The sequence below is a fragment of the Pseudomonas sp. NFIX10 genome (assembly GCF_900111955.1).
Classification (GTDB): domain Bacteria; phylum Pseudomonadota; class Gammaproteobacteria; order Pseudomonadales; family Pseudomonadaceae; genus Aquipseudomonas; species Aquipseudomonas fluorescens_AA.
The window spans coordinates 26,851-50,449 of sequence record NZ_FOKH01000044.1 but is presented as its reverse complement, the minus strand read 5'-3'; the positions used below and the strand labels follow the sequence as shown (position 1 = coordinate 50,449).

21 protein-coding genes, 1 tRNA gene and 1 rRNA gene are annotated in these 23,599 nt (G+C 60.9%); 20 read left to right on the top strand and 3 right to left on the bottom strand.

Translation table 11 applies throughout. The annotated features are described in order from the left end of the window. The 7 genes from rrf to pgaD form a co-directional block, all read left to right on the top strand. Nucleotides 1–98, top strand: a 5S ribosomal RNA gene (rrf, locus tag BM321_RS27910); the annotation flags it as partial. A gap of 175 nt (nucleotides 99–273) precedes the next feature. After that, nucleotides 274–909: an NADH:ubiquinone oxidoreductase subunit N gene (locus tag BM321_RS27905; protein WP_092446168.1), complete on the top strand. Its 636-nt coding sequence runs from the start codon at nucleotides 274–276 to the stop codon at nucleotides 907–909. Nucleotides 910–1,066: 157 nt separating this feature from the next. Beyond that, nucleotides 1,067–2,572 carry a YdgA family protein gene (locus BM321_RS27900; RefSeq protein ID WP_092446166.1) on the top strand — a complete coding sequence of 502 codons (1,506 nt, stop codon included), beginning with the start codon at nucleotides 1,067–1,069 and terminating at the stop codon, nucleotides 2,570–2,572. A gap of 245 nt (nucleotides 2,573–2,817) precedes the next feature. Continuing rightward, on the top strand, nucleotides 2,818–5,298 hold the full coding sequence (gene pgaA / locus BM321_RS27895) for a poly-beta-1,6 N-acetyl-D-glucosamine export porin PgaA (RefSeq protein WP_092446164.1): 2,481 nt from the start codon (nucleotides 2,818–2,820) through the stop codon (nucleotides 5,296–5,298). 12 nt (nucleotides 5,299–5,310) lie between these two features. After that, complete coding sequence (pgaB, locus tag BM321_RS27890; protein ID WP_092446162.1) at nucleotides 5,311–7,308, top strand: poly-beta-1,6-N-acetyl-D-glucosamine N-deacetylase PgaB; 1,998 nt, start codon at nucleotides 5,311–5,313, stop codon at nucleotides 7,306–7,308. Between the two features lies 1 nt (nucleotide 7,309). Further along, the gene (pgaC, locus tag BM321_RS27885; protein ID WP_060739781.1) at nucleotides 7,310–8,665 is read left to right on the top strand and encodes a poly-beta-1,6-N-acetyl-D-glucosamine synthase; all 1,356 of its coding nucleotides are present in this window, start codon (nucleotides 7,310–7,312) and stop codon (nucleotides 8,663–8,665) included. After that, complete coding sequence (gene pgaD, locus BM321_RS27880) at nucleotides 8,662–9,168, top strand: poly-beta-1,6-N-acetyl-D-glucosamine biosynthesis protein PgaD (protein ID WP_092334105.1); 507 nt, start codon at nucleotides 8,662–8,664, stop codon at nucleotides 9,166–9,168. Before pgaC ends, pgaD begins: the two co-directional genes overlap by 4 nt. Before the next feature lie 169 nt (nucleotides 9,169–9,337). Here pgaD and BM321_RS27875 read toward each other — a convergent pair whose 3' ends face one another. Next, complete coding sequence (locus BM321_RS27875) at nucleotides 9,338–10,870, bottom strand: FAD-dependent oxidoreductase (RefSeq protein WP_092446160.1); 1,533 nt, start codon at nucleotides 10,868–10,870, stop codon at nucleotides 9,338–9,340. Between the two features lie 139 nt (nucleotides 10,871–11,009). On the opposite strand from BM321_RS27875, the gene BM321_RS27870 reads away from it, so the two are divergent. The 12 genes from BM321_RS27870 to BM321_RS27820 all read left to right on the top strand — a co-directional run bounded on the left by BM321_RS27870 (nucleotide 11,010) and on the right by BM321_RS27820 (nucleotide 20,047). Then, on the top strand, nucleotides 11,010–11,570 hold the full coding sequence (locus tag BM321_RS27870; RefSeq protein WP_092258816.1) for a YbhB/YbcL family Raf kinase inhibitor-like protein: 561 nt from the start codon (nucleotides 11,010–11,012) through the stop codon (nucleotides 11,568–11,570). A 156-nt stretch (nucleotides 11,571–11,726) separates the two neighbouring features. After that, nucleotides 11,727–11,900: a hypothetical protein gene (locus BM321_RS30640; protein WP_175534984.1), complete on the top strand. Its 174-nt coding sequence runs from the start codon at nucleotides 11,727–11,729 to the stop codon at nucleotides 11,898–11,900. A 38-nt stretch (nucleotides 11,901–11,938) separates the two neighbouring features. Beyond that, a complete protein-coding gene (locus BM321_RS27865; RefSeq protein ID WP_092446158.1) occupies nucleotides 11,939–13,252 on the top strand; it encodes an MFS transporter in 1,314 nt (437 codons plus the stop codon). Nucleotides 13,253–13,362: 110 nt separating this feature from the next. Next, the gene (locus BM321_RS27860; RefSeq protein ID WP_092446156.1) at nucleotides 13,363–13,944 is read left to right on the top strand and encodes a hypothetical protein; all 582 of its coding nucleotides are present in this window, start codon (nucleotides 13,363–13,365) and stop codon (nucleotides 13,942–13,944) included. A 43-nt stretch (nucleotides 13,945–13,987) separates the two neighbouring features. Next, nucleotides 13,988–14,668: a CsgG/HfaB family protein gene (locus tag BM321_RS27855; protein WP_092334115.1), complete on the top strand. Its 681-nt coding sequence runs from the start codon at nucleotides 13,988–13,990 to the stop codon at nucleotides 14,666–14,668. 29 nt (nucleotides 14,669–14,697) lie between these two features. Further along, nucleotides 14,698–15,057, top strand: a complete 360-nt coding sequence (locus BM321_RS27850; protein WP_092334117.1) for a DUF4810 domain-containing protein — start codon at nucleotides 14,698–14,700, stop codon at nucleotides 15,055–15,057. Beyond that, nucleotides 15,054–15,707: a DUF799 domain-containing protein gene (locus BM321_RS27845; RefSeq protein ID WP_092446154.1), complete on the top strand. Its 654-nt coding sequence runs from the start codon at nucleotides 15,054–15,056 to the stop codon at nucleotides 15,705–15,707. The genes BM321_RS27850 and BM321_RS27845 overlap by 4 nt, the downstream gene beginning before the upstream one ends. Before the next feature lie 146 nt (nucleotides 15,708–15,853). Further along, on the top strand, nucleotides 15,854–17,527 hold the full coding sequence (locus BM321_RS27840) for a vWA domain-containing protein (RefSeq protein WP_092446152.1): 1,674 nt from the start codon (nucleotides 15,854–15,856) through the stop codon (nucleotides 17,525–17,527). 174 nt (nucleotides 17,528–17,701) lie between these two features. Continuing rightward, on the top strand, nucleotides 17,702–18,274 hold the full coding sequence (locus BM321_RS27835) for an RNA polymerase sigma factor (protein WP_092446170.1): 573 nt from the start codon (nucleotides 17,702–17,704) through the stop codon (nucleotides 18,272–18,274). Further along, nucleotides 18,271–18,888 carry a hypothetical protein gene (locus BM321_RS27830; protein WP_092446150.1) on the top strand — a complete coding sequence of 206 codons (618 nt, stop codon included), beginning with the start codon at nucleotides 18,271–18,273 and terminating at the stop codon, nucleotides 18,886–18,888. Before BM321_RS27835 ends, BM321_RS27830 begins: the two co-directional genes overlap by 4 nt. 384 nt (nucleotides 18,889–19,272) lie before the next feature. Continuing rightward, nucleotides 19,273–19,545, top strand: coding sequence for a hypothetical protein (locus BM321_RS27825; RefSeq protein ID WP_063323512.1), 273 nt, complete (start codon nucleotides 19,273–19,275; stop codon nucleotides 19,543–19,545). 142 nt (nucleotides 19,546–19,687) lie between these two features. Beyond that, nucleotides 19,688–20,047, top strand: coding sequence for a hypothetical protein (locus BM321_RS27820; RefSeq protein WP_175534985.1), 360 nt, complete (start codon nucleotides 19,688–19,690; stop codon nucleotides 20,045–20,047). 310 nt (nucleotides 20,048–20,357) lie between these two features. Here BM321_RS27820 and BM321_RS27815 read toward each other — a convergent pair whose 3' ends face one another. Beyond that, a complete protein-coding gene (locus BM321_RS27815; protein ID WP_092446148.1) occupies nucleotides 20,358–21,365 on the bottom strand; it encodes an Abi family protein in 1,008 nt (335 codons plus the stop codon). A 286-nt stretch (nucleotides 21,366–21,651) separates the two neighbouring features. After that, nucleotides 21,652–21,728: transfer RNA gene (locus tag BM321_RS27810), tRNA-Arg, on the bottom strand. 349 nt (nucleotides 21,729–22,077) lie between these two features. Here BM321_RS27810 and gabD point away from each other — a divergent pair. Further along, the gene (gabD, locus tag BM321_RS27805) at nucleotides 22,078–23,520 is read left to right on the top strand and encodes an NADP-dependent succinate-semialdehyde dehydrogenase (protein ID WP_092446146.1); all 1,443 of its coding nucleotides are present in this window, start codon (nucleotides 22,078–22,080) and stop codon (nucleotides 23,518–23,520) included. The last annotated feature ends 79 nt before the right edge of the window (nucleotides 23,521–23,599 follow it).

Sequence of the window (23,599 nt, the reverse complement as noted above, 5' to 3'; positions counted from 1 at the left end):
TTGGAACCACCTGATCCCATCCCGAACTCAGAAGTGAAACGATGCATCGCCGATGGTAGTGTGGGGTTTCTCCATGTGAGAGTAGGTCATCGTCAAGATTGAATTCCCAGAACCCCTGTCTGCCTCAGCAGACAGGGGTTTTGTCGTTTTGGGCCGGTAATCGGATCGAGCCCCTGATGCCCCGGCAAACCCCCAACGCCGTTGCTATGCTGTGAGAGTCGGGCTCTGGCGACCAAGAGGGCCACGACGTCACTGGTCATGGGGATTCCAATAATGAAAAACCCTTATGCTCCCGGCTTTTGGTGCGCCACTGCGGCATTGCTGCTGCTTTCGGCCACTTATTTCTACGGCGTCATGCTCACCCATCAAATCGACAAGGCGCTGCTGTTCCTCGATAGCGCGGCAGCTTTGATTGGCGTGATATCCATCGCAATCGTGGCCTGGGCTTCGCTTCAGGGCCAACGCATCAAGAAAAAACACCTCGAACAAGGCAAGACCCTGGTGCTGATTTGGGACACCAAGGTGGCATTGCGACGCGTCGAAACGGTGTTCGACCGTTATTTCTGGGGCAGTTATTGGCAACCTGGTCGCACATTCCAGGAAGTCATGGGCGAGCTCACCGGCACCCCGCTGGAAAAAAGCCTGGAAGCCCTGAAAGTCCAATGCGCGGCCTTGGACAAGCAGGTCACCCAGGACGGCTGGCACTGGCTCAACAACGCCCGTGAATTGTGCGACGTGGCTAACGCCATGGCCCGGGAGCGCTATCAACTGGACTTTTGCGATTCGCGCACGGAGTCATCGGGCGCGGCGGTGATCAATCGCGATTTCGAAGTGCTGGTCTACACCTGGACGGCCCGCCTCAAGACTTTCGACCATCAGCTCGATGAAATCGAAGTCCAATATTCGTAGACCACCTCTCAAGAAAACGTTTTTACCCCCATAAACATTGGGCCCGCAGGGGTGCCTGATGGTAATCTCCGCTCCTCTTTGCGGCGTCGAGCCACCCCCTTGACGGGTCAGGGAAGACGACGGCTTTCTTCAACCATGGATATCGATCGGGTCACTCATGAATAAATCAGCAAGCGTACTTCTGGGAATCGTTGTGGCTGTCGGTGCTATCAGCGCGGGCGGCGCCTGGTACACCGGGACCAAACTCGAAGGCGTGTTGAAAAATGCCATTGCCGATAGCAATAAGCAAATGCAGACAGCCTTGGCCGGGTCCAACAGCACGGCTGCCCTGGAGCTGGTTTCCATGGACCGTGGCACATTCAGCAGCACCGCCCACTACCGCCTCAAAGGCGAAGGCGAGATGTTCGGTGGTGAGTCGGTCGAGCTGCTCTTCGTCGACCGGATCGAGCACGGCCCACTGCCATTTTCGCGCTTGATTACGCTCAAGTGGCTGCCAGTCATGGCCACCAGTCACACCGCTCTTGAGCGCAATCCACTGACTGACAAGTGGTTCGCTGCGACCAAGGACCAGTCGCCGCTCAAAGGTGTGGTCAACCTGGGTTACGACGAGTCCATCAACGGCACTTACGAGCTGCTGCCGTTGGACACCAAGTTGGATGAGCAGTCCCAGCTCACCTTCTCCGGTCTTAAGATCGACCTGGCCGCCAGCGCCCAGGGCCAGAAGGTCAAGGCCGATGGCTACATGGACAGCTTCAAGTTGACCACCGTTGCCGAAGATCAGACGCCAGTGCAGATCGAGCTGAACGGCCTGACATTGGCCAGTAACCTGAGCAAAAGCTCATACGGTTACTACATGGGTGACAACACCCTGCTGATGAGCAGCACCAAGGCCACGTTTGGTGAGCCGAAGTCGGTGCTGGGCCTGAAGAACTTCGAAATGAAGAACAGCAGCAGCGAGAACGGCACCAGTGCTTCGGGGCGTGCCGATTACAAGATCGGTGAGTTGTCGTTCAACGACAAGACCATTGGTTCGGCACAGATGGCGGTCAGCCTGAAGAACCTGGACATCCCGGCCACCATGTCGCTGATGCAGATCTACCAGACCAAGCTGCAGCCCTACGAAAAAGCGGCCGCCGAAGCCGCTGCAGCCGGTGAGCCGACGCCAGATTTGAGCCTGACCGAAGCTGAGGAAGCACAGGTCAAAGCCGATCTGGAGAAACTCTTGGCCGGTGCCCCGCAGGTGGCCTTGGAAAATCTGTCGTTCAACACTGCCAACGGTGAAAGCCGTGCCAGCCTGATCGTCGATCTGACCAAGCCGCAGTCCATGGACCTGCCGCCGGATGAGCTGGGGCGTCAATTGCTCGCCCTGCTGGATTTCAATCTCAAGGTTTCCAAGCCGATGCTGGTCGATCTGCTGACCGTGCAGGCACAGATGGAAGGCCAGACGGATGCCAAGCTGATCGCCGATCAAGCCACAGCCACCAGCGATATGTTCAGCGCCATGGCCGTCGGTACTCAATTGGCGACCCTTGAAGGCAACGACGTTGTCACCAAGTTGCACTACGCCAACAACCAGGTCGATTTCAATGGCCAGAAAATGACCGTCGAGCAATTCTCGGCATTTGTGATGAGCAAGCTGGGCGGCGGCGTCGCCATCCAGTAAGCCTGTTCAAGTCACACCCAAGACCCGGCCCGTGCATGACGCACGGCCGGGTTTTTTTATGTCCACGAATCAACCCTGGGTGAAATCTGTATCGATTCTGAAGAATTGTGGCGTTCCTGAAGATGACCCGCCTGAGAGTGCAAGACTAGGCCCATTAGAGCTTGGCTGGATTCCTTTGATCCGGCTTCCTGTTTGATGGGCAAGGGGGCACTGCGACCCGGCTGGCCATGTAAGGATGCTGACGAATGCCGCGTACTGTGGGTCCTTTTATTCAACGTGGATTGCGCCCGTTGTTTCGCGTCGCGCTGTGCAGCCAACTGTGCTGGCCGATGCTGGCGTTTGCCGATACCGCTTATGACCAAATGGTGCTCGACGCCCGTGCAGGCCATTACACGCCTGCGCTGACTGCGTTGCGCCAGGTGCCGGCCGGCCAGGCCAGCGCCGCGCAGATCAGTGACCACTTGCAGATCGCCAGTTGGGCCGGCCTCGATACCGAGGTGGTAACGGTCTATGAGACCCAGGGCCGTAATCGAGCGCTGCCCGTCCAGGCACTGACTGCGACGGCTCGAGCCTATCGCAACCTCAAGCGCTGGGATTCGGCGGCCGAGCTGTACCGCCAGGCCTTGGTGATCGATCCTCAGAACCCCGACCTGCAACTCGGCCTGGCCTTGACCCAGGCCGATGCAGGCCAGCCCGACGAAGCCGTCACCCGCGCCAAGGCCCTGGTCGCTGCCAAGCCGACAGATCCGATGCGTCGACTGGCACTGGGTTATGCCTTGACCCGCGCCAACAGCCCCCACGAAGCGCTGTTCGAATACGACCAGGCCTTCACGCGTGCCGGCAACAATCCAGAGGTTGCGCGCGAATACATCTACGCCCTGCAACGCGCACGGCTGCCGGAGCCGGCGCTGCGCCTGGCGCGCCTGCAGCCGGGGCTGATCGACCGTGGCGTGCAACGACGCCTGGAGGGTGACGTCGCCGCTGAACGGGTGCGTCTGGCGGACATGGCCAGCCGCAGCGAACAGGAGCGCTTCGTCATTGCCGACCGCGCCTTGGCCGACTACGACAAGTTGCTCGTCACCTGGACCCCGGTGGCCGAGGCCCATGACGACGTACTCCGTTGGCGCATCGATCGCATGGGCGCGCTCAATGCCCGCGCCCGTCGAGCAGAAGTGATTGCCGAATACCAGAAGCTGATCGCCGAGGGCGTGAGCATTCCCACTTATGCCCTGCGCTGGGTGGCTTCTTCCTATCTGGAACAGCGTGAGCCGGAGATTGCCGTCGATCTGTACCGCCGGGTCCTGAGCGCGCCGGATGCCGACCCCGCGGAGCGTTTTGAAGACAGCACCGCGCTCTACTATGCGTTGCTGGAAAGTGAAAAATCCGAAGAGGCCCGTGCACTGGCCGAAGACATGGCGAAAGCCCAGCCTCCGCGCATCGAGCTCAAGGGCCTGCCGATCGGCAACCCCAACGATGAATGGATGGACGCCCAGCAACTCGCCGCCCAGGCCGGTACTTACGGCGCCGACTTGCCCTCTGCCGAGGCGCGCCTGGAAACCTTGGTCAGCCAGGGCCCCGGCAATACTGGCATGCGCCTGGCCCAGGCCGATCTGTACCAGGCCCGCGACTGGCCGCGCCGTTCGGAAAACCTGCTCAAAGAAGTCGAGGCGACGATTCCGCGCAACCGTGATCTGGAAATCGCCCAGGCCCGCGCTGCCATGGATTTGCAGGAGTGGCGGCAGATGGATGCACTGACCGACGACGTGGTCGCCCGCTACCCGGAAAACGCCCATGTCAAACGTCTGCAGCGCCAGCGTGAGGTACACGACATGGCCGAGCTGCGCATCGAGGCCTACACCGGCAAGAGCTATGGCGGTGGCAACGGTGATGCCGGTGCGGTCACTGGCAGCCGGGACTTTGGTATCGAAACGCTGCTCTACAGCCCGCCTATCGATGAAGACTGGCGGTTGTTTGGCGGTGCCGGCTACGCCACCGGCGATTTCGAGGAAGGCACCGGCCACCACCGTTGGCAGCGCCTGGGCGTGGAGCGTCGCACCCGGGACATGACCCTGGAGGCCGAGGTCTCCAATCACTCGTATGGCTCCGGTGACAAACAGGGCGCGCGCGTGGCCGTGGCCCGAGACATTGACGATCACTGGCAATACGGCGGCAGCCTGGATTACCTCTCGGCCAATACCCCGCTACGGGCGCTCAATAGCGGCATCCGCGCCAATGGCGGGAGTGGTTTCGTCCGCTGGCGGGCCAATGAAAGCCGCGAGTGGCGGCTGGCGGTGAGCCCGTCCCATTTCAGTGACGGCAACAACCGCCTCGAAACCCAACTGACCGGCCGCGAGGGCATCTACAGCACGCCGCGCCTGCAAGTGGAGCTGGGTCTGGAAGTCGGCGCCAGCCGCAACAGCGGCTCCAACGAAGTGCCCTATTTCAATCCGAAAGCGGATTTCAGCGTCATGCCGACCGTGAGCGCCAACCACGTGTTGTATCGCCGCTACGAAACCACGTGGAGCCAGCAATTCCAGGTCGGTGCCGGTACCTACAGCCAGCGTGACTACAACACCGGAGCCATGGGATTGCTCGGCTACGGCCAGCGTTTCATCTGGAACGACGTGCTAGAGGCAGGTGCTGCGCTGAGTTGGCTCAACCGCCCCTACGACGGCGATCGCGAAAGCGATTTGCGCCTGCTTGTCGACCTCACCTATCGCTTCTAGAAGAGTTTGAAGATGCCTGTCATTTCGCGATTCATCCTTCTGCTGGGGGTCTTGCTGATCAGCGCTTGTGCCCAGCAAGCCCCGGCGTTCACGCCGCCTTCGCAGCGTCCGCTGGCGGCCAACGACGCCCCGTGGCCGAAGAACCATGTGCTCGGCATCGCCTACCACGATGTCGACGACCGAGACCCGGACCAAGCGCTGGTGGCCGTGCGCACCGAGCGGCTGATCGAACAACTGGCGTGGCTGCGGGAAAACAACTACCAGCCGGTCACGGTGGACCAGATCATCACGGCCCGCAACGGCGGCCCGGAGTTGCCGCCCCGTGCGGTGCTGCTGAGTTTCGACGACGGCTACTCGAGCTTCTATACCCGCGTCATGCCCATCCTGCGTGCCTATAACTGGCCGGCCATCCTGGCTCCGGTCGGTAGCTGGGTCGATACGCCGCTGAACCAGACGGTGGATTTCGCCGGGGTGCCGCGCAAGCGTTCCGAGTTCCTGACCTGGGATCAGATTCGTGAGGTGTCGAAATCGGGCTTGGTGGAAATCGCCGCCCACACCGATGCCAATCACAAAGGCGTGCTCGCCAACCCGCAAGGCAACCAGCAACCTGCGGCGACGACCCGGCGTTACGATCCGGCCACCGGTCGCTATGAGACCGAGGCCGATTTCCAGGCGCGCCTGCGCAAGGACGTGGTGGCCATTTCCGAGAAAATCCGCAAGGTGGCCGGTTACAGCCCACGCGTCTGGGTCTGGCCTTACGGGGAAGCCGACGGCGTCGCGCTCCAGGTGATCGGCAGCGAGGGCTATCAGATGGCCCTGACCCTGGAGGATGGCCTCGACAGCCTCGATAACCTGATGAGCGGCCCGCGCTTTTTGGTGTCGTCCGATCCGGATGGCGCCCATTTCGCCGAAAGCATCGTGTCCGTACAGACGATTGACCCGATGCGCGTGGTGCATGTCGATCTGGACTACGTCTACGACCCGGACCCGGTGCAGCAAGAGGCCAACGTTGGCAAGCTGGTCCAGCGCATCTACGACCTGGGTGCCAACACCGTGTTCTTGCAGGCATTCGCCGATCCGAAAGGCGATGGTCTGGTGCACTCGTTGTACTTCCCCAACCGCCACCTGCCGGTACGCGCCGACCTGTTCGACCGGGTCGCCTGGCAACTGCGCACCCGGGCCAACGCCAAGGTCTATGCCTGGATGCCGGTGCTCAGTTTCGCCTTGGACGCGAAGCTGCCACGGGTACAACGCTGGGATCCGGAAACCGGCAAGACCGGCGTCGCCCCGGACCAATATGTGCGGTTGTCGCCGTTCGACCCGAATGTGCGCAAGGTCATCGGTGAAATTTATGAAGACCTGGCGCGGATGAGTTCGGTGGATGGCGTTCTGTACCATGACGACGCGGTGTTCTCCGATTTCGAGGACGCCAGCCCCGCGGCCCTGAAAGTCTATGCCGCCAACGGTTTGCCGACGTCCATTGCCGCCCTGCGGGACGATCCTGCGGCGATGCAACGCTGGACCCGCTTCAAGAGCCGCTACCTGATCGACTTCACCCATGAGCTGACCGCCAAGGTCCGGGCGATTCGTGGCCCGCAGGTGCTGACGGCGCGCAATATCTTTGCCGAACCGATGCTCAACCCGCAAAGCGAAGCCTGGTTCGCCCAGAACCTCGACGACTTCCTCGGCGCCTACGACTGGACGGCACCGATGGCCATGCCGCTGATGGAAAAGCAGACCCGTGCACAGTCCGGCCCATGGCTGGAACGATTGGTCCAGACCGTCAAAAGCCGGCCCGGTGCACTCAAGCGGACGGTGTTCGAATTGCAGGCGCGAGATTGGGACAGCCAACCGGTGACCGACATCGACGGCGAACTGCTGGCCGACTGGATGGGGCGCCTCAAGCGCCAGGGCGTGACCAGCTTCGGCTACTACCCGGACAACTTCATCGAAGACCAGCCCGCCGTGAAAACCGTGCGGCCGGCGCTCTCCAACAAGTGGAATCCTTGACATGCTCGACAGACTGCTCGCCCTGCTGGTGCTGGCGATCGTCCTTGGGGTGCCCCTGGGCCTGATCTTCCTGGTCACCGGGCAATTCCTGATGGACTTCGTGTTCTTTTACCCGCTGTTCATGTCCGGGCTGTGGATCGCCGGCGGCCTGTATTTCTGGCTGCACTGGGAACGCCACTGGCCATGGAAGGACGACACCTTGCCACCGCCCCTGGCGGGTGAGCCGCTGATCAGCATCCTGATCCCGTGCTTCAACGAAGGCGACAACGTCGCCGACACTATTCACGCGGCGCTGGGCCAGCATTATCCGAACATCGAAGTCATCGCCATCAACGACGGCTCCAAGGACAACACCGCCCAGATGCTCGATCAACTGGCAGCCGAGGACCCGCGCCTGCGCGTGCTGCACCTGGCGGAAAACCAGGGCAAGGCCGTGGCCCTGCGCATGGGCGCCATCGCGGCGCGCAGCGAATACCTGGTGTGCATCGACGGTGACGCGCTGCTGGCGCCGAACACCTGTGCTTACCTGGTGGCGCCGATGCTGGACAACGCCCGCCTCGGCGCGGTGACCGGCAACCCGCGCATCCGCACCCGCTCGACCTTGATCGGCCGGGTCCAGGTCGGCGAGTTTTCCTCGATCATCGGCCTGATCAAGCGTACCCAGCGAGTCTTCGGGCGGATCTTCACCGTGTCCGGCGTGATCGTCGCGTTCCGTCGCACCGCCCTGCACCGGGTCGGCTACTGGAGCCCGGACATGATCACCGAAGACATCGACATCAGTTGGAAGCTGCAACTGGATCACTGGAGCATTTTCTACGAGCCGCGCGCGCTGTGCTGGATCCTCATGCCCGAAACCTTGCGTGGCCTGTGGCGGCAACGCCTGCGCTGGGCCCAAGGGGGCGCCGAGGTGCTGTTCAAGAACATTCGTGGCATCTGGCAATACCGCCATCGCTACCTGTGGCCGCTGCTGTTCGAATACTGCCTGTCCACCGGCTGGGCCTTTACCTTCCTGCTGTCGGTGATCTTCTGGGGCGCCGGCAAGTTCGTCGAAATGCCAGCGGCCATCGCCGTGGATCACCTGATGCCGCCAGCCTTCACCGGCCTGTTGCTGGCCGTGGTGTGCCTGCTGCAGTTCGCGGTGAGCATCCTGATCGATCGGCGCTATGAAAAAGGCCTGTGGCACATCATGTTCTGGGTGGTCTGGTACCCGTTGGTGTTCTGGCTGATCAGCCTTTTCACCACCCTGGTGAGCTTTCCCAAAGTGTTGTTCGGGCAGCATCAGAAGCGTGCGCGCTGGATCAGCCCGGATCGCGGTATCAAACCGTTCGATGATCAGGAAGAGGAAGTGATCCGATGAAAATTATCAGGACCCGGCAACGACCTTTTCTGGTGGTCATCGATGCGCTTTTCACCGTGCTGGCGTGGGTGGGGCTGTTGTATTTGCTGGTCAATGGGCTGTGGCCGCTGCTCGACGGCCAGGCCGGCCCGCGCCTGGGAGGGTCGCTGTTCGACACCCTGGGGACTTTGCAGGTCTATGGCTGGATCGCGTTGGTCAACGCGGTGGTGCTGATTGCCTGGGCGCGTTATCAACAGCGCAAAAGTCGCAGCTTCGCCCAGCGCCGGCTGCCGGCGCCGGTGGTGGATGACCAGGGCTTGAGCGCCAGTTTCAAGTTGACCGGCGAGCGCCTGGACACGCTGCGCCAGCCCGGCTCGAAGATCATCCACAACAACCAGGACGGCGACATCAGCCACGTCGTGCCGCATTTCCATTTGCTCAGCCCGGACTTGCAGCCACCGCCCCTGGCGCCATTGGAGCGACCACGGGTAATCCACTTGCCGGCCGATCAGTCTGTGCATTGATGCAAGCAGGGGGATTGGGGGGCGGCGGATATTTCGGTCAACACAAGACAACACTGTGGGAGCGAGCTTGCTCGCGATGGCGTCGCGTCAGTCACATTATTGAGGTGACTGATCCACCGCTATCGCGAGCAAGCTCGCTCCCACAGGGGATTTGGGGGGTGGGACAGATTTACGACGAGAAATCCCGAACCAGCCGCCACGCTTCGTCCACCGGCAACGGTTGCTTCATGCGCTGGGCCAGCGCTGCCATGGCCCGGCCTTCATCGCAGGCCACGGCGGCGGCAACGAGGCCGTCCTTGCCCAACAGGGCGATAAAGGGCGGGTACTCGGGCGTGCCCTTGAATTCCACCTCGTCCCAATGTTCAGCGTGCCCGAGGTAGTCGTAGCGTTTGCCAAAGTGATAAGTCCAGAAAAACGGCACGTCCAGATAGTGCTCGTCGCCACCGAGCATGTTCGCGGCGGCGATGCGTGCCTGTTGCTGGGCCAGGCGCCAATGCTCGATGCGCACAGGCTTGTCGTTCAGGGGGAACGTCGCGATATCCCCCACGGCCCATAGGCCATCAGCCACACGCATGCCCGCGTCAACGGACAGCGACTGGTCCTGTTCCCGTGGCAACTGGGCAAACGGCTCGGTGGCCGGGTGCACGCCGATGCCGACGATCACCAGGTCCGCAGCCAAACGCTGGCCGTTATCCAGCACCACGGCTTCGACCTTGTGCGTTCCCTCGATCCGTGCCGCTTCGCCGTCGGTGTGGTACACCACGCCGTTGGCCCGGTGCCGGGCCAGGATGGCCTGACCGACGCTCTCGCCCAATTGCGCGGCGAATGGCACCGGGTGCCGGGCCAAGACGGTGACGCTCAGCTCGCGTTTGCGCAGGGACGAGGCCACCTCCATGGCGATGAAACTGTCGCCAATGATCACCGCCCGTTGCCCTGGCCGGACCGTGTCGAGAATCTGTCGGGCATGGGCGATCGAACGCAGCACGAAGACTTGCGACAAATCGATGCCGGGCAGCGCTGGCTTCTTCGGCTCCCCGCCTGTGGCAATGAGTGCGGCGTCGTAGTCCAGGCGCCGGCCATCGGCGAGCTGGATTTGCCGGGCACTGGGGTCCAAATGGGTGACCTCGCCGTGGAGCCTTTCGATACGTTGCTGGGTGAAATAAGTTTCATCGCGCAGCGGCGCCGTCTCGTTGACCGGCATGTCGCCGGCCAATACATACTTGCTCAGCACCGTACGGTCGTAGCCGGCTTCGGCTTCGCGGTCGATCAACAGGATCCGACCGCCAAACCCCTTCTCCCGCAACGCCGCCGCGCAAGCCGTGCCGGCCGCGCCGGCGCCGATGATGACAAAGGTGCGTGCGTCATCGGCCGGCGGGATTTTATCGGCCGGCAGCGGTTGGTCATCGACCCAGACGTCATCGCCGCGCACTTCGACGTGATAGCGCGCCAGGCTGTCGAGGGCCGGCGGCTCGCACAGGGCGCCGTCTTCAGCCCGGAAGGCCGCCTTGTGCCACGGGCAAATCAGCCGTCCATGACACACCGCGCCCTTGGCCAGGGGGGCGCCTGCATGGGGGCACTTGCCTTGGAAGGCGCGCACCTGATCGCCTGAGCGCAGCAACAGGATGGACGTGTCGTTGATTTTGACTTCGAGGCCGCGGTCTTCGCGAACATCGGCGAAACGGGCGATTTGATGCAGAGACATGGGCGTTCTCCGTCAGGCGTTTCCCTTTGGAGTCGAGGGCCGGAACGAGGTTCAGCATAATTGTCACTGCACCCTTGGCGACGCTGCGGCTATAGTTCGCAAGCCGTCCATGGCCAGACACGCACAAGGTGCCCCCGGTATGACTCGATTGAACATTCTCACCCCTTGGCTGGCGGCCTTCGCCCTGGTGCTGTGCGCACAAGGGGCAGCCCAGGCCGAGGAGCGTTTTACCCTCAGTATTCCCGGCGTGTCGGACGACCGCCTCTTCACCGCAGCGGCGGCCAGTGACGCCAACGCCTGTGGTGGCAAGAACATTTCCCCGGCCTTGAGCTGGAACGCCGGCCCACCGGGCACCCTCAGCTATGCCATCGTCATGTTGGACCCGGACGGCCAGAGGGGGCAGGGTGTCGATCACTGGGTCCACTACGGCATCAAGGCCACCACCCGGCAGATTCCAGCGGGCGCCGGTACCAAGTCCTCGTTGGAAGGCATGAGCGGCATCAACAGCAAGAACACCCACGGCTACATCGGCCCTTGCCCGCCCATCGGCGACAGCGCTCACCACTATCTCATCCAGCTCTTCGCCCTGGACCTGCCACCGGAAGCCTTCCCCGCTGGCCTCACCCGGGCTCAACTGATGGAAAAAATCAAAGGTCACGTCCTGCGCAACAGCAGCGTCGTGCGCCGCTACCACCGCTGACCCGAACAACGCAAACCCCCTGTGGCGAGGGAGCTTGCTCCCGCTGGGCTGCGAAGCAGCCCCCTGCCACAATGGCGCCGTCCAGACACAAAATTGGCGTCACGCGCCAAAAGCGAGCACTATCGAGCCCCTGTTTACTCATGCCGGAGGATGGCGATGACGCAGAAACCCGACGGCATCGCCCGCCTCCTGAACTGCCCCACCAAGGGCGACGAAATACGCCGGGCCATCGCCCAGAGCCGCAAGGATTTCCTGCCTGCCGACGAGGCCGAAGACGCCGAGCCAGGCCAACCATCGGTTCAACCGGTGGACACTGATCGCGACGACTGAGCCGTCGCCCTCTTTCAACTTATCATTCAAATCCGCCTATGACTGCCACCCCCGTTCTACCCGGTGACCGATTCAGCCGATCCGATTACAAGACCCTGGGCCTGGCCGCCTTGGGAGGCGCGCTGGAGATCTACGATTTCATCATCTTCGTGTTCTTCGCCCTGACCCTCAGCCAGTTGTTCTTCCCGCCGGAAATGCCCGATTGGCTGCGCCTGCTGCAAAGCTTCGGGATTTTCGCCACTGGCTACCTGGCTCGCCCCTTGGGCGGCATTCTCATGGCTCACTTTGCCGATCGCCTGGGGCGCAAGCGCGTGTTCAGCCTGAGCATCCTGATGATGGCCTTGCCATGCCTGCTCATCGGGGTGATGCCCACCTACGCGCAAATCGGCTATTTCGCACCGTTATTGCTGCTGGCGTTGCGTATCCTGCAGGGCGCGGCCGTGGGCGGCGAGGTGCCAAGCGCCTGGGTATTCGTGGCCGAACACGCGCCGCTGCATCATCGCGGCTATGCCCTGGGTTTCCTCCAGGCCGGCCTGACCTTCGGTTACCTGCTGGGCGCCCTGACCGCCACGGCGCTGGCGCGGATCTACACGCCGGCGGAGATACTCGATTACGCCTGGCGCCTGCCGTTCCTGCTGGGGGGTGTCTTCGGTGTGATCGGCGTCTGGCTGCGCCGCTGGCTGAGCGAAACGCCGATCTTCATGGCCCTGCAAGCCGATCGCAAAGGCGCTGCGGAACTGCCGTTGCGCACGGTCCTGCGCGACCACCGCCAGGCCTTGCTGCCCGCCGCCATTCTGACCTGCGTGCTGACCTCTGCCGTGGTGGTGTTCGTGGTCATCACCCCGACCGTGATGCAGAAAAGCTTCGGCATGACCCCCAGCCACACCTTCGCCCTGAGCAGCCTGGGCATCATCTTCCTGAATATCGGCTGCGTCCTGGCCGGCCTCATCGTCGACCGCATCGGCGCCTGGCGCACCGTCATGCTCTACAGCCTGCTGCTGCCCCTGGGCATCGCCGTGCTCTACGCCAGCCTGATCAGCGGCAGCGCCTGGCTGGGCGTGGCCTACGCCGTGGCCGGCCTGGGTTGCGGCGTGGTCGGCGCGGTGCCGTCGGTGATGGTCAGCCTGTTCCCGCCGAAGATCCGCGTGTCCGGCATCTCGCTCACCTACAACATCGCCTATGCGCTCTGGGCCAGCATGACACCGTTGATGCTGATCGCCCTGGTGCCATGGAGCCCGTGGGTGTGCGTGGGGTATTGCGCGGTGATGGGGGCGGTGGGGGTTGGTGCGGCGGCGTACTTTCCAGGGCGGCATATGAAGACTGCGCAGCCGTCGTTGGCTTGTGAGTCGTAAGAGTTCTTGCTCACCAGCGGCGTAGTCGGCGAAACAACTTGAGAACCCCTTCAAACTCCGTAAAATGGCGCCAGTATTTTGCCACTACCCTTCAGGGATGAAATCAAGACATGCGTGTTTTTGCACTATTGCTGGCCGCCTGCCTTATGGCGGGCTGTGCCTCCAAGCCGGACTACTACATTTCCCCTGCCCCCGTAACGATCCCCAAGACCGCCACCTATTGGATTGACACGTTCAATGTTGAAGTCGTAGGCAAGAACGAACGTTTCCTGCCTGACGACACGGTTCGGGAGCAGTTGAACAGCGACCTGGTCGGTCGTCTGCTCGATGCCGGACGCTACGCCAGCAGCAAGGAAACAGCCGACTATCTGCTGGATGTGGAGACCGTCTACGCGCGCCGTATCCAAGATACCCAGGGTGGCTTCATGAGCCATCTCGTGGCCGACAATACGCTTCTCGCCAGTGTCGATTTCAGCTATCGGGTCCAGGTGAAGAAAGCCGGTGCCGAGGTGTTGCACTTTGCCCAGGCCCGTCAAGGATTGATGCCTGGCGGCGCGATAGGGCAATTGCAGAACATGAAAAGCATGATGGGTGCGCTGACGAACAAGGGTAATTCCGATGTCGAGGGTTACTACACCGGTCTGTTGAGCCGCTTTATCGTCGATGACCTCCAGGCCATTCCGTCTCGCTAGTTATCTGCTGCACCTTGCGACTCTTCATTCTTAGGAGCAACTCGTGAAAACACTGTCCAAAATCCTGCTGTCGAGCCTTACCGCCGCAGTGCTGCTGACCTTGGGCGGTTGCGCCTCGGAAAGCTCCCGGGCGCTGCCGGTGGAAAAAGTCGCCAGCGCCAGCGTCGCCTATGCAGGCCAGCGCGTGCCGATCGCCGTGGGAAAGTTTGATAACCGTTCCAGTTACATGCGCGGGATTTTTTCCGACGGCGTCGATCGCCTTGGCGGCCAAGCCAAGACCATTCTGATTACTCACCTGCAGCAGACCAACCGATTCAGCGTGCTGGACCGCGACAACATGGGCGAAATTGCCCAGGAAGCGGCGATCAAAGGTAGCGTGCAGAAACTCAAGGGCGCTGACTACGTAGTGACCGGTGACGTGACCGAATTCGGCCGCAAAGAGACCGGCGACCGTCAGTTGTTCGGGATTCTCGGCCGTGGCAAGACCCAAGTGGCCTACGCCAAGGTCAATCTGAATGTGGTCAACATCAACACTTCTGAAGTGGTGTATTCCACCCAGGGCGCCGGCGAATATGCCCTGTCCAACCGTGAAGTGATCGGTTTCGGTGGCACCGCCAGCTACGACTCCACGCTCAATGGCAAGGTTCTGGACTTGGCCATGCGTGAAGCGATCAACCGCCTGGTGGATGGCATCAATGCCGGCGCCTGGAACCCACGCAACTGAACGACGGGACCATGAGGAGCAGTACACGGATGAACAAGGCAGTGAAGTTGGCGCTGATGCTGACGGCCGTTGCGACGGTAGCCGGGTGCCAGACGGCGCCCCAGTCCCTATATCAATGGGAGAGCTACCAGCCGCAGGTTTACGAATACTTCAAGGGCGAGCCCAAGGAAGCGCAGGTCGAGGCGCTGGAGCGGGATCTGCAAAAAATCAACGCCAGTGGTCGTAAGGCGCCGCCGGGTTACCACGCTCACTTGGGCATGCTGTACCTGAGCATGGGTAAGGATGATCAGATGGTGCAGCAGTTTCGCACCGAGAAGGTGTTGTTCCCTGAGTCTGCGGCCTACATGGACTTCCTGCTCAAAAATGCCAAGACCGGAGACGTCAAATGAGTTTTTTGAAAATGACCGGGGCTCTGCTGGCGCTGGCGTTGCTGGGCGGTTGTGTGGCGCCCAAGACCATTGACTATTCGGCGTTCAAACAGGCGCGGCCCAAGTCGATCCTGGTACTGCCGCCGATCAACGAATCCCCTGAGGTGCAGGCGTCCTACGCCCTGGTGTCTCAGGTGACCTATCCGTTGGCCGAAGCGGGTTACTACGTATTGCCGATTGCCCTGGTGGATGAAACCTTCCGCCAGAACGGTCTGACGACACCGAACGACATCCAAGGCGTCGCCCCAGGCAAGCTGCACGATATTTTCGGCGCGGACGCGGCGCTGTACATCACCATCACTGAGTACGGCACCCGCTACATGGTGATCTCCAGCGAAACGGCGGTCACGGCTTCAGCCAAGCTGGTAGACCTGCGCACCGGTACCACTCTGTGGACCGGTTCTGCTCGCGCCTCCAGCGAGGAAGGTGGGAATAACGGTGGCGGTGGGCTGGTCGGCATGCTGATCACTGCGGCGGTCAAGCAAATCATTAACAGTTCAACCGACGCCGGTTACCCGATTGCCGGGATCACCAGTACGCGCTTGCTGTCGGCCGGCCAACGCACTGGAATCCTGTACGGGCCACGTTCTCCCAAGTACGGATCGGACTGATTCACCCGTAGTGAATCGCCTGGTCATCTTTGGGTGACCAGGCCCTGCGGCTTCGGTACCCGGAAAATTTTCCGACAGTTAACCCGAACCGCGAATACCCTACGTCTGAGCTTGTGAACGGATCATTCATTCACGAGGTTCAGCCCATGTCCCGTCCATTTCCCTTCATGCGTCCTGCTGCCCAGGGCTTCGCCGTGACTTTGCTGGTGGCGTTGGCCGGTTGTGGGTTGTCTTCGTCCCGGGAGGTCGCCAAGCCGGCCGAACCCGTGCCTGTGGCGCCCAGCGTTGCACCGCAAGGCGAGGTCGCCTATGCTCGCGAGCCCATGGTCAGGCGCATGGCCGTTCCGGCATCGATGCCCGCCCCCACGGTGGCGAACGACACCCTCGCCGGCGATTACCGCACCGAGCCACGGGAGCAGTACGAAAAACTGCCGGACAACCCTATCCATAGCGTGGCCGAAACACCCGTGTCGACCTTCAGCGTGGATGTCGATACCGGCAGCTATGCCAATGTGCGACGGTTCCTCAACCAAGGCAGCCTGCCGCCCGAAGGTGCGGTGCGGCTGGAGGAAATGGTCAATTATTTCCCGTATGACTACGCCCTGCCCACCGACGGTTCACCCTTCGGTGTGACGACCGAAGTCGCCCCCTCACCGTGGAATCCCCACACCCGCCTGCTGCGCATCGGCATCAAGGCCAGCGACCGCGCTGTGGCGGACCTGGCGCCAGCCAACCTGGTCTTCCTGGTGGACGTTTCCGGGTCCATGGACCGTCGCGAAGGCCTGCCGCTGGTCAAGAGCACGTTGAAACTGCTGGTGGACCAATTGCGCGATCAGGATCGGGTGTCCCTGGTGGTCTATGCCGGTGAATCCCGGGTGGTGCTCAAGCCCACCTCGGGTCGCGACAAGGTGGCAATCCGCAACGCCATCGATCAACTCGACGCCGGTGGTTCCACCGCTGGGGCCTCGGGTATCGAATTGGCCTATCAGATGGCGCGCGAGAGCTTCATCGACAAAGGCATCAACCGCATCCTGCTGGCCACCGATGGTGATTTCAACGTCGGCGTCAGTGATTTCGACAGCCTCAAGCAGATGGCGGTGGACCAGCGTAAAAGCGGCGTCTCCCTGACGACCCTGGGCTTCGGTGTGGATAACTACAACGAACACCTGATGGAACAATTGGCCGACGCCGGTGACGGTAACTACGCCTACATCGACAACCTGCTCGAAGCGCGCAAGGTCCTGGTGGACCAGCTCAGCTCCACCCTGGCGGTGGTCGCCCGGGACGTGAAGTTGCAGGTGGAGTTCAACCCCGCCCAGGTTAGTGAGTATCGACTGCTGGGCTATGAGAACCGCGCGTTGAAGCGTGAGGATTTCAACAACGACAAGGTCGACGCAGGCGAGATCGGCGCCGGGCATACGGTGACGGCGTTGTATGAAATCGTTCCGAAGGGCGAGCCGGGCTGGTTGGAACCGCTGCGCTATGCAAGCACGCCCAAGTCGCAGAGCACCTCAGGCGAATTGGCGATGTTGCGCGTACGCTACAAGCCGGCCGAGGGCGGAAGCAGTCGATTGATCGAACATCCCATTGCCAGCGTGCAGAACGACCGCAAGCCCAGCGATGACCTGCGCTTCTCTGCCGCTGTTGCCGCCTTCGCCCAACAGCTCAAGGGTGATGGACGCTACACTGGGACGATGACCTTGAAGGACACTGCGCAATTGGCGCGCTCGGCCCGCGGTGATGATCCGTTTGGGCTGCGCTCGGAGTTTGTGCAGTTGGTGGAACTGGCCCAGAGCCTTGAGCCTGCGGCCAAGCGCTGAGCCTGACTGCAACGAGGATCAAATGTGGGAGCGAGCTTGCTCGCGATAGCAGTAGCCCGATCATGTTCATCATTGACTGATCCGACGCCATCGCGAGCAAGCTCGCTCCCACAGGGCTCCCTTGTTGTCTGCCAGGATTGTGTTGCAATGACCGGAAAGGAGTTCGCCCCCCACATGCCCGCTGCGCTTGATTCTCCCAGCGACGAATCGCTGCTGGCCCGCTACCGCAATGGCGACGGGGCTTCTTTCGAAGTCCTGTACGCCCGTCATCGGCAAGGGCTTTACCGTTTCCTGCTGTCCTTGAGCAACAAAGCCGAGCTGGCCGAGGAGGTTTTCCAGGACACCTGGCTCAGCCTGATTCGCAGCGCCACACAGCCACAAGGCCGGGCGAGTTTTCGTACCTGGTTGTTCCAGATTGCCCGCAACCGCTTGATCGACCAGTGGCGCAAACACGGTGTCCACAACCCGTTGCACGACAGTTATGACGAGCAACTGCACGTCCAGCCCGACGACACCGGCAGCCCCGAGCAACAGCTGAGCCTGAGCCGCGACCAGGCGCGTCTCGACGCCGCGTTGCAGGCCTTGCCCGAGGATCAGCGAGAGGTTTTCCTGCTGCGCCTGCATGGCGACCTGGAGCTGCCACAGATTGCCGCCCTGACCGGCGCCCCGCTGGAAACGGTCAAAAGCCGCTTGCGTTACGCCCAGCAGAAATTGCAGCGACTGCTGGCCGAGGAGGTACCCGCATGATCGACCCCAAGCACACCCCGGATCCCAACGACGAAGTGCTGATCGAGCATTTCCGCCAACACGCTAGCGGCGAGCCGCCGGCCTCCCTGGACACCTTCATCCTGGCCACCGCCCGTCGCGAAGCACCGACGCCCACGCCAAGCCTGTGGCAACGCTGGCTGCAAGCCTGCCAACGGCCGCGCTGGCAGATGGCATTCGCCACGGTCGCTGGCGTGGCGCTGATGATTGGCCTGGTATTACGCTCACCCGTGCCCCACGAGGAACTGGCTTCACCCGCCTCGATGGAGTTTTCCGCCGATCGGCAAGCGCCTGCCGTTGCCGCCGCACCACCACCGGCCATGCCCGCCCCCGCCCCGATCACCCCCATGGCGCCCCAGGGCGAACTGGCCCGGGCCCCGGCAAGCCCGGTGCAATCCTTGGCGGAAAAGCCTGCGGCGAAAATGAGCAAACCCGCGCCGGCAGCATTGCCATCGCTGGAGCAAGGCCTGATGGAGATCCTGCGCTTGCGCGAGGCGGGTGAGAGCAAGGCCGCTGATGAGAAACTGCTGGCGTTGCAAAAACGCTTTCCCGAGGAAGACCTGCCGGCGCGGTTGGAGGCGTTGCGCAAGCGTTGAAGTCGGCGAGCACCAAAAGGCTGGCACAACGTCTGTGGCGAGGGAGCTTGCTCCCGCTACGCTGTAGGAGCTGCCGAAGGCTGCGATCTTTTGATCTTTCGCTTGAGACTCAACCGCCTGCGCAAAGATCGCAGCCTCGCTCCGCTCGGCAGCTCTTACAGGCCGAGCGACAATGTCTCATCCAAACCTGAAGTGAGCAGATGGAGAGGTCTGTGGATCGCTTCGGCCATGGTGGTATCCATGGGGTGTGCGCTAAATGCTATATCTGCTTTTCGGATATCTGCTTCTCAATGATCTACTGAATCGACGGATGGAGCAGCGCGCAGTTTCGGTGCCGTTGCCGGCTCTATCAATTCATCGGTTCGTCTGACAAGGAGTCAGCACATGTCGCATTACATCCCATTGCAAACCAACAATCCCGATTGTCCCGTCCTATTGATCGACAGCCAGATGCCCACCGCGATGCTGATTGACAGTGCGCTTAGCCGCATCAAGGCCGGAACCGACCTTTTGGAAAGCATCACTTCTGTCACGATCAAGGGCATCGACGATGGGGATTTGTATCGATTTACCAACGCGGCGTATTTGCTGCTGCGAGAAGGTTCGGATTTGCTGGAAGTGGTGAGTCGTAATGTCGATGGTGCTGGCAGACTGTAACCGTAGTTAGTAGGCGCTCGTGCGTGGGACTGCATGCAAGACGTGCCTGCTGCATGTCGCATTGATGGCGTCGAATTGAGTGAATGGACCTTGCACGCAAGGTGCGACGCTACTTAACCCCTAAACGTAAAGGCCCTCTCTCATGGTTATCATCAAGCAAGGTAGCGTCCAGGGACGTCTGTATTCTGTTGGCGGGGAGGGCGAGACGGTTCCTGTTCTGCTTGAGGGCACCGGTGGAGAAAATTTTCTTTGTGAAGCCGATGCGGCATTGGCAGAACACTTGGGCAATCTGTTGTTCATCTCCACTCGTGTCCATGGTGCAGGGGAGTGGGAAAGTCGGCCACAGGGTGGCTGGCGCCTGCGAAGAATGTTCATTCAATCCTACGAGAGGCTTGAGAGAGTCTCTTTGCGCTGTGCGGTTACTCAGCTCAAAGAACTCGATGGTACTGCCTGGAGCGAGATGGACGATCCTCATGGAGTGATTCAGGGCCTAAGGAAATGAGGGGCATATGGGGCATCTGATTGGCGACCATTTTCGTGATGTCACGAAAATGGTCAGCCTCGGTTCTGGCTCGCAGCGGTAGGCTGTCGACGGTACTGTCCTGACCCGCTACGCCTGCTTCCTGACAGCGCGAAACGGCGACCTGAAATATCCAGTCTTAGGACGGCGATTGCTGGTGAGGCCGTCATGGCTGGCGGGTGGTTGACGGGAGACTTCTGATCTCTATAATTGCTCGCAACACGGCCCCTGTCGGTTGATGCGCTTCGGCGCTGATACTGCTCAGGGGTTTTTTATTGTTTGAATTTTTTCCTCACCAGTCACGCTTCTGCCAATCATTATCGACGCCCATTCCCTCCAGATTAAGACCGAGGCGGGACAAATCTGGAAAATCATCCTCCAGCAGAGCCTTCAACCGCTGCCCCCAACTTGATGAGGGATTGATGGTTTTCATCAGATGCTGGGTGATGCACAAAAGCAGGAACGGGCGTGCACGTCCGTGCGTGTCGTCATGGAACGCGCTTAATGAAGGCGCCTGCTCTACAGGGGGCAGCTTCGGTTGATCGGCTATGTTCCGGTTCCACAGGCGACTATGATGGGCGCATACGTTTCGCAGGTAATTCAGGCTGCGGAGCCAAGTGGCGAAGATCCGGCCATTGCTGATGCCGTACTCTCGAGATATGGCATCTTGATCGATTTCGGTCATGCCCGCATAAAGGGTCGATAACGCGCCGAAGTCCCAAACTTCGCACGCCACCCAGACGGCGAGGGGAAGGCCGTATTTTTCTTTATTGTGCCGAATAAAATCTTCCTTCGAGCGATTGATTAACGCGGCGTGTTTACCTATCCACGCATGATGTTTGGTTAGTCCAGTCTGACCGTCCAACTGCGTAGAGAAACTTTCGTGGAACAGCTCAGGCTTTAGATAGGCGAATTTCTCGTGCCTCCCCAAGCCATGAGAGATGTCTACCCGCAGGGCGATTTCGATGCGTTCCAGAGCATCCAGGGTCAAGAGGCGGAGTTTCTTGTCGAAAACATACAGGTCAACGGCATTTTGAAATGTTGTGCCGGGCTTGAAATTGTCGAGAAGCAGTCGCGTAGGTTTCGTTTTGGATGGCTTGTGAATTCCCTGCTGGATGAGAGGACAGCAAAGCTCAGTGCGCTCGCGAAAGGCGAACCAGTAGCCGCTGAGGCGGTAATAACCAATGCGCTCCAAATATTCCAGTGCTTTAGGTTGATCAGTAACGACCATTCCCCGAGCTATCAACAATTCAAGCTGCGCTTGGTAGCTCTGCCAGGTTTTGGGATACCCCTGCTTCATTTAAACATCGCCTAATCCGCCCTTTGTCTGTCTTTTGCTTTCCACATACCCCTTCACGTGGCGGCTCCTTGTGAGCAAGTATTTTTGTAGGGCCAAGTTTCAGAGAAGGGCATCTTGGGAGCTCTGGGAGATGACTTTGCCATTCTCACCACACTCAGATGAGGAGCGTTTTGTAACAAGACTCGTCGTGGGTCGTGATCGATATCAACGACGTTCGATACGGAAAATTTCGCGTCCATAAAAAAGCCCCAATCCGTGAGGACTGGGGCTTTTGATTTTGCATGTATGGTGCACCAGGCGGGATTCGAACCCACGACCCCTGCCTTCGGAGGGCAGTACTCTATCCAGCTGAGCTACTGGTGCGACGCGGGCGCCATGATACTCATATGCATGGCGGGCGTCCATGCTGCTGAATCGCCTGTGTTTTTGGGCAGCTCGCCGGGTGTTGGCTACGCTGATCAGAAAAAACGGGCAAATTCGGTTTTTTCGTTCTTTTTTTCGAACAGGCTATTGTCCTTCACCCCCATCGGCCCTAGGATTCGTTTGAGATTTCAAACGCTCTTGTCTGGGTGCTGAACCGCACGTCTGTGCTTATGTGCGTTATTTCTGTGCTTCAGCCCGGTGAATGATTTCCCTGACGGCAGCCCTCCAGGCGCCTTTCTACAAATCTAATTCGCTCCGCGTGCGCGCGGTGCTGTTAAGGAAAGCCGACATGCAGCTTAAAGACACCCAGTTGTTCCGCCAGCAAGCCTTTATCGATGGCGCTTGGGTCGATGCGGACAATGGTCAGACGATCAAGGTCACCAACCCGGCGACGGGCGAAGTGTTGGGCACGGTGCCGAAGATGGGCGCCGCCGAAACCCGCCGGGCGATTGAAGCCGCCGACAAGGCACTGCCGGCCTGGCGTGCACTGACCGCCAAGGAGCGCGCCAACAAACTGCGCCGCTGGTACGAATTGCTCATCGAAAACCAGGACGACCTCGGTCGCCTGATGACCCTGGAACAAGGCAAACCGCTGGCCGAGGCCAAGGGCGAGATCGTCTACGCCGCCTCGTTCATCGAATGGTTCGCCGAGGAAGCCAAGCGCATCTACGGTGACGTGATTCCCGGCCACCAGCCCGACAAGCGTCTGATCGTGATCAAGCAGCCGATCGGCGTGACTGCGGCCATTACCCCGTGGAACTTCCCCGCCGCGATGATCACCCGCAAGGCCGGTCCGGCCCTGGCCGCCGGCTGCACCATGGTCATCAAGCCGGCTTCGCAAACCCCGTTCTCGGCCTTGGCCCTGGTGGAACTGGCACACCGTGCCGGCATTCCGCAAGGCGTGCTGAGCGTGGTGACCGGCAGCGCCGGCGACATCGGTGGCGAGCTGACCAGCAACCCGATCGTGCGCAAGCTGTCCTTCACCGGCTCGACCGAGATCGGTCGCCAGCTGATGGCCGAATGTGCCAAGGACATCAAGAAAGTTTCCCTGGAGCTGGGCGGCAACGCGCCGTTCATCGTGTTCGACGACGCGGACCTGGATAAGGCCGTCGAAGGCGCGATCATTTCCAAATACCGCAACAACGGCCAGACCTGCGTCTGCGCCAACCGTCTGTACATCCAGGATTCGGTGTACGACGCGTTCGCCGAGAAACTGAAAGTGGCGGTGGCCAAGCTCAAGATCGGCAACGGTCTGGATGATGGCATCACCACCGGTCCCTTGATCGACGAGAAAGCGGTCGCCAAGGTGCAAGAGCACATTGCCGATGCCATCAGCAAAGGCGCGACCGTGCTGTCGGGCGGCAAGGCGATGGAAGGCAACTTCTTCGAGCCGACCATCCTGACCAACGTACCGAAGAACGCCGCTGTGGCCAAGGAAGAAACCTTCGGCCCGCTGGCACCGCTGTTCCGCTTCAAAGACGAAGCCGAAGTGATCGCGATGTCCAACGACACCGAATTCGGCCTGGCTTCGTACTTCTATGCCCGCGACCTGGGCCGTGTGTTCCGTGTGGCTGAAGCCCTGGAATACGGCATGGTCGGCGTCAACACCGGGTTGATTTCCAACGAAGTCGCGCCGTTCGGCGGCATCAAGGCCTCGGGCCTGGGCCGTGAAGGCTCCAAGTACGGCATCGAGGATTATCTGGAAATCAAATACCTCTGCCTGGGTATCTGATCCGCTTCAAGCGCAAAGGGCACGAGAGCGCTGTCCCTTTGCGCGTTTCACCCGTTCTGTTTCCTGTGGCCGGAACGCT

Bases quoted from the DNA above. Each gene is read 5' to 3' on its own strand.
- BM321_RS27905 (WP_092446168.1), top strand. From the start codon at position 274: ATGAAAAACCCTTATGCTCCCGGCTTTTGGTGCGCCACTGCGGCATTG.
- BM321_RS27900 (WP_092446166.1), top strand. From the start codon at position 1,067: ATGAATAAATCAGCAAGCGTACTTCTGGGAATCGTTGTGGCTGTCGGT.
- pgaA (WP_092446164.1), top strand. From the start codon at position 2,818: ATGCCGCGTACTGTGGGTCCTTTTATTCAACGTGGATTGCGCCCGTTG.
- pgaB (WP_092446162.1), top strand. From the start codon at position 5,311: ATGCCTGTCATTTCGCGATTCATCCTTCTGCTGGGGGTCTTGCTGATC.
- pgaC (WP_060739781.1), top strand. From the start codon at position 7,310: ATGCTCGACAGACTGCTCGCCCTGCTGGTGCTGGCGATCGTCCTTGGG.
- pgaD (WP_092334105.1), top strand. From the start codon at position 8,662: ATGAAAATTATCAGGACCCGGCAACGACCTTTTCTGGTGGTCATCGAT.
- BM321_RS27875 (WP_092446160.1), bottom strand. From the start codon at position 10,870: ATGTCTCTGCATCAAATCGCCCGTTTCGCCGATGTTCGCGAAGACCGC.
- BM321_RS27870 (WP_092258816.1), top strand. From the start codon at position 11,010: ATGACTCGATTGAACATTCTCACCCCTTGGCTGGCGGCCTTCGCCCTG.
- BM321_RS30640 (WP_175534984.1), top strand. From the start codon at position 11,727: ATGACGCAGAAACCCGACGGCATCGCCCGCCTCCTGAACTGCCCCACC.
- BM321_RS27865 (WP_092446158.1), top strand. From the start codon at position 11,939: ATGACTGCCACCCCCGTTCTACCCGGTGACCGATTCAGCCGATCCGAT.
- BM321_RS27860 (WP_092446156.1), top strand. From the start codon at position 13,363: ATGCGTGTTTTTGCACTATTGCTGGCCGCCTGCCTTATGGCGGGCTGT.
- BM321_RS27850 (WP_092334117.1), top strand. From the start codon at position 14,698: ATGAACAAGGCAGTGAAGTTGGCGCTGATGCTGACGGCCGTTGCGACG.
- BM321_RS27845 (WP_092446154.1), top strand. From the start codon at position 15,054: ATGAGTTTTTTGAAAATGACCGGGGCTCTGCTGGCGCTGGCGTTGCTG.
- BM321_RS27840 (WP_092446152.1), top strand. From the start codon at position 15,854: ATGTCCCGTCCATTTCCCTTCATGCGTCCTGCTGCCCAGGGCTTCGCC.
- BM321_RS27835 (WP_092446170.1), top strand. From the start codon at position 17,702: ATGCCCGCTGCGCTTGATTCTCCCAGCGACGAATCGCTGCTGGCCCGC.
- BM321_RS27830 (WP_092446150.1), top strand. From the start codon at position 18,271: ATGATCGACCCCAAGCACACCCCGGATCCCAACGACGAAGTGCTGATC.
- BM321_RS27825 (WP_063323512.1), top strand. From the start codon at position 19,273: ATGTCGCATTACATCCCATTGCAAACCAACAATCCCGATTGTCCCGTC.
- BM321_RS27820 (WP_175534985.1), top strand. From the start codon at position 19,688: ATGGTTATCATCAAGCAAGGTAGCGTCCAGGGACGTCTGTATTCTGTT.
- BM321_RS27815 (WP_092446148.1), bottom strand. From the start codon at position 21,365: ATGAAGCAGGGGTATCCCAAAACCTGGCAGAGCTACCAAGCGCAGCTT.
- gabD (WP_092446146.1), top strand. From the start codon at position 22,078: ATGCAGCTTAAAGACACCCAGTTGTTCCGCCAGCAAGCCTTTATCGAT.